Origin of the sequence: Bradyrhizobium sp., assembly GCF_047605465.1 — a bacterium.
Taxonomy (GTDB): Bacteria; Pseudomonadota; Alphaproteobacteria; order Rhizobiales; family Xanthobacteraceae; genus Bradyrhizobium.
This window is the reverse complement of sequence record NZ_JASGFS010000122.1, coordinates 1-4,433: the sequence shown is the minus strand read 5'-3', so window position 1 is coordinate 4,433 and position 4,433 is coordinate 1. Positions and strand designations below refer to the sequence as shown.

Here is a 4,433-nt window from a genome sequence, read left to right as displayed (position 1 = left end):
TGCGAACAGCGGCCCGAGCCCGCGCCGCCGCGCGTTGCCCGCAACGAGCCCATGATGCCGCGCCCGCCGCGCCAGAGCGAGCCGGTCAAGGTGCCGCCGGTGCGCGCCGAACGCGCCGCTGCCCCGCCGCCGCCTCCACCCGTTCCGCAGGCACCGCCCGTACCGCCGCCGGCTCCCGCAGCACCGTCGAACGCCGAGCAGAACCTCGCCGAGATGGCGCAACGGCTGGAAGCAGCGCTGCGTCGGCCGGCCGGCGAAGCGGTCGCGCCTCCGGTTGCGCCCGAACCTCCCGCCGCGCCCCCGCGCGCCGCACGCAGCGAGCCACCGGCACCCCCGGTCCCGCCCGCGCGACCGGCCGCGGAGAAGACCAGCTTTGAGAACCTCGAAGACGAGATGGCCTCGCTGCTCGGCCGTCCGAAGCCGTCTTCGTGAGGCTGCCGTCCCTTCCGCGTAGAGTTGTTTTTCTTTCTGTCCTGATCGGCGCGGCTTCGCTCGCGATGCCGGCGCATGCCCAGGACATCAGCATCAATCTCGGCGGTCAGGCCGGAGGCGGCGTCACCGAACGCGCGATCCAGCTCATTGCGCTGCTCACGGTGCTGTCGATCGCACCGTCGATCCTGATCATGATGACGTCATTCACGCGCATCGTGGTCGTGCTGTCGCTGCTGCGCACCGCGATGGGTACGGCGACGGCGCCGCCCAACTCGGTGATCATCGCGCTCGCGATGTTCCTCACCTTCTTCGTGATGGGACCGGTGCTGCAGAAATCCTACGACGACGGCATCCGCCCGCTCGTCGCCAACCAGATCAGCGTCGAGGACGCGCTGCAACGCGCCTCCGTGCCGCTGCGCGGCTTCATGCAGAAGAACGTGCGCGAGAAGGACCTGAAGCTGTTCCTCGACCTCTCGGGCGAGCCGCCGCCCGCGACCCCCGACGAGCTCGCGCTGCGCATCCTAGTCCCCGCCTTCATGATCTCCGAGCTGAAGCGCGCCTTCGAGATCGGTTTTCTGCTGTTCCTCCCCTTCCTGATCATCGACCTCGTCGTCGCCTCCGTGCTGATGTCGATGGGCATGATGATGCTGCCGCCCGCGACGATCTCGCTGCCGTTCAAGCTGATCTTCTTCGTGCTGGTCGACGGCTGGTCGCTGGTGGCCGGAAGCCTGGTGCAGAGCTACGGCGGATGACCGAGCGCGCTCCGCCGTAGTCGAGTCATTGCGAGCGAAGCAATCCCGACTGCCGCAGCGGCTTCGCTCGCGATGAGGGACGATAGAGGGCCGCAGGCGTCCCCTACCCCTTCACGTCGTATTGCCTGCTGAGGTGATCGCCGATCTGCACCAGCATCGCGACGCTTTCGGGGAAGCCCGGCTTGTCCCGCGTCACCTGGTCGGCGTCGGCGCGGAACTCCCAGCTTTCGCCGTCGCGAACGATCGAGATGACCAGGCCGTCGGGACCATCGGCGTGGACCTTCAATTCGGCCCGGGCCATGGCGATGAGTTCGGCTTCGGTCTTGGCAGGCTTGCTCATGTCAAACGCTCTCCCGGCATGAAAGTGCCTCAGGTTGCCGCCTTGTATGGCGGCTGTCGAGAGGCCTGAGGTAGCAGGGTTCCTAGCGTGTCATCTTGATCTGCCGCACGACGGGGATCGTGGGCAGCGAACCGGTGTGCTCGGTCTCGTCCTTTGCCTGCGGCGAGGCGGGCCCGCGGGCGGTGGCGTCCGGGAAGCGCTGTTTCATTTCGCGCAGGAAGCCGTCGAGCGTATCGACACTGGCGGCGAGCTTGGCGATCTCGGCAAACTCCGCGCTGGAGGACGCGGCCGGCTTGCTCGCGATGTCGAAGGCGAGCCGGTCGGCGCTCTCGCTCATCAAGGGTGCGTATTTCTCGCGAAAGCGGGACAGGCCGATCGAATCGTCGGCGAGCGCATAGCCGACGGCGGCACGGATGATGTCGCTCTTCTCCACCGCGTTGAGCGGCTTGAAGTCGCGATAGCGCTCGCCGTAATAGAGCTCGATCTGTTCGGCGGACTCGCGCCAGCGGCGCGCCGCCCAGAAGATGTCGGAGCGCAGCCGGAGCACCTCGCGGCCGCCGACATTGGAGACGATGTCGAGCGCGAGATCGTGACGGCCGACGTCGCTCTGCGCGCGGGCTTCCAGGAGCAGGCGCTGCGTCCGCAGCTCGCCGGAGAGGTCGCTGATGCGGCTCGCGCGCAGCGCCGTGATGGCCATGTCGGGCTTGCGGTTGGCGAGATAGATCATGGCAAGGCGCGCGGCGACCTGCGCCCGCGCGGCGCCTTCGAGGCGATGATCGACCTGGTACTGCAGCAGCTCGGCGGCCTGGTCGAGCAGATCGATCGAGGCGAGACGGTCCGCAAGGCGGCGGATCAGTTCGTCACCGCGCCGGCCGATCGGTGTCAGCTCGCGAAATTCGTAGAACATCCCGAGCGCCTCGATCGGCGGCAGGTCGTCGCCCTTGGGGCCCAGGAAGATCTGCGTGAACAGGTCGGAGGCGAGGTCCTGCGCCTGACGCGAGGCCTCCGCGTTGGGCTGGAGCTTGGTCGCGGTGCGCGCCGCGGAGAGCGCGTCGCGGTAGCGGCCGATCTCGGAATACATCTGCGCCAGCATCTGGAGCGTCTTGACCTCGATCGAGTCGCCGCGCCAGGTCATCGACAACGTCTCGAGCTCGCGCAGCGCATCTTCCTTGGTGATCTCGCCGCGCTTCTGCCGCAGCGCGACTTCGAGCTGCTTGGCTTCCGCCGCAGCCTGACGATCGTCCGAAGCAGCCGCGAACTTGTAGTCGTCGAGCGCATCCTTGTCGTGGCCGAGCGCTTCGGCGAGCCGGCCACGCAGCACGGCAAAACCGGGCGAGGCTTCGGGCGAGACGCCGACGACCTCGATCTCGCTGCGGCGCTTGGAAGCACCGGCGTAATCCTTGACCTCGAGCGAGGCGCGCATCGCATCCATGGTGATGATGCGCTGGATGTCGAGCGGCAGCGAGGCGATGGCGAACTCGACGTTCTTGAACTTCTCGCGCGCGTCCGCCCATTTGCCCTGGCGCGCATAGGCGAGCGCCTTCCAGAGCTGGGAGTCGTGGCTGTTGCCGATCACGGGATTGGCGAGATCCTTCAGCCCCTGCCCCGGCCGGCCGATCAGGATGCTCGCGATCGCATGCATGATCAGCGCACCGCTCTCCTCCTTGTTGAGGGGATCGCTGAGCATCACGTCGGTCACCGCCTTGGCCTCGTGATACATCGCGCGCGACATGTAGAATTGCGCGAGGTCGAGACGCGGCAGCGAACGCTGCGCCGGCTCGACGGCCGAGATCGCCGTGATCAGGTCGGCCTGGCGCATCATGAAGTTTTCCGACTGGCCCTTGCGCCAGCCTTCGGGGCTGAAGACCGGCCGCACCGCGGTCGGCGCCCGCTCCGCCGAAATGTCGACCGGCGACAGCGTCAGACCGCCCTTCTTGCCGAGGATGACCTTGTCGGACCCGACCTCGACGCCGACCTCGTCGGAATTCGGCCGGATGGCGATGCCGTGCGCGGATTCCAGCAGCGAGAGATCGACGAGGTCCTGCCGCTTGATGAAGCCGCGGACCGGCCGCTGCGCGGTGACGACGTAGAGCGTGTCGCCGGCATCGGGATCGGTGAGCTTGTGCAGCAGGCCCGGATTGGCGAAGGGAATGGCGATATTGGCGAGCGCGGGATCGGTGATGTTGCGCGAGATCATCAGCGGCAGCGGCGTCGCCTGGATCTTGTCGGCGAGCGTCAGGAGCCAGTTCGTTTCCTTGCCGACCTCCTCGCTGGTCAGCGAATAGACCAACGGACGGGTGAGCCGGATGCGCACCGCCTGCCCCTTGTCGAGAGGAACGCGGCTGACCTCGCCGATCATCGCGCCGCCCTTGGTGCGGATCGCCTCGACGTCGATCGACTTCGGCGAGTCGAACACCAGCCACACCGTGTCGCCGCGGCGGAACGCCGCCGCGGGTGTCGCGACCTGAAGCGGAAATGTCACGCGCAAGCCATCGCTGTCGCGGCGGGCATCGACGCCAGCGGCCGCTGTTTGCGGCGCAGCCTGGGCCGGCGCTTCCTTGGCCGGCTCCGGGGCTGCGGCCTTGACCGCTTCCTTGACCGGCTCCTGCACGGCTTCCTTCGGCGCCTCGGCGACGGCCGGTGCAACCGGCGTGACGGCTTCCGTTGCGGGCACCACGGGCTTGGGCGCTTCGGCAACGTGCGGCGTTTCGGGAGCGGCTGCAACCGGCGCGGGCTTCGGCGCTTCGACGGGCGCGGCCGCGGCGGCTTCCGGCTTGGTGTCGGCCTTCACCTCGATCCTGGCCTCGCGCGCGATCGTCTCGGACGTCGGCGGCACGATCTGCCGATGCGCGTCCTTCTCGGCGGCCGGCTTCTCGGGCGCCGGCGCAGGCCCGCGGGCCGCCGGCGCG

3 protein-coding genes and 1 pseudogene are annotated in these 4,433 nt (G+C 68.3%); 2 read left to right on the top strand and 2 right to left on the bottom strand.

Annotation, left to right across the window (positions count from 1 at the left end):
- Both QM712_RS35985 and fliP read left to right on the top strand, forming a co-directional pair.
- A pseudogene (locus tag QM712_RS35985) lies at positions 1–432 on the top strand (flagellar biosynthesis protein FliO); the annotation flags it as partial.
- Positions 429–1,184 carry a flagellar type III secretion system pore protein FliP gene (fliP, locus tag QM712_RS35980; RefSeq protein ID WP_415027892.1) on the top strand — a complete coding sequence of 252 codons (756 nt, stop codon included), beginning with the start codon at positions 429–431 and terminating at the stop codon, positions 1,182–1,184. The pseudogene QM712_RS35985 and the gene fliP, both read left to right, overlap by 4 nt.
- 103 nt (positions 1,185–1,287) lie before the next feature.
- Here fliP and QM712_RS35975 read toward each other — a convergent pair whose 3' ends face one another.
- Positions 1,288–1,524, bottom strand: coding sequence for a hypothetical protein (locus tag QM712_RS35975; protein ID WP_415027891.1), 237 nt, complete (start codon positions 1,522–1,524; stop codon positions 1,288–1,290).
- A gap of 82 nt (positions 1,525–1,606) precedes the next feature.
- Positions 1,607–4,433: tetratricopeptide repeat protein (locus QM712_RS35970; protein ID WP_415027890.1), on the bottom strand; the 2,827-nt coding region annotated here is incomplete at its 5' end.

Coding starts and splice junctions, on each gene's coding strand:
- QM712_RS35975 (WP_415027891.1), bottom strand. CDS start 1,524: ATGAGCAAGCCTGCCAAGACCGAAGCCGAACTCATCGCCATGGCCCGG.